A 242-nucleotide genomic window follows, 5' to 3' on the forward strand; every position below is an offset into this window, starting at 1 on the left:
TTTTCTATCCTGTGATTGCAGGTCCCATTTTTGAAGAGATGATTTATCGTGGATTGGTGATGACCGCTTTGGAAAAAGGGAAAAAATGGGGACTGGATGTGCTTGGTTCTGCTGCTTTATTTGGAATCTTGCATATCAGTAATTATGGTTGGGTCTTGACAGACTTTTTCGTATATATGGGCGGCGGTATTATATTTGCGGTCTTGTTTAGAGTGACAAAGTCTATTTATTGGCCTATTGGA

General features: G+C 39.7%; 1 protein-coding gene. It reads left to right on the plus strand.

Annotated elements, in window-relative coordinates; all coding sequences use genetic code 11:
• Positions 1-242, plus strand: a 242-nt coding sequence (locus HMPREF2619_RS01920) for a CPBP family intramembrane glutamic endopeptidase (RefSeq protein WP_148130353.1), incomplete at both ends; no start/stop codon positions are given.

Source organism: Streptococcus sp. HMSC074B11 (genome assembly GCF_001808705.1).
GTDB lineage: Bacteria > Bacillota > Bacilli > Lactobacillales > Streptococcaceae > Streptococcus.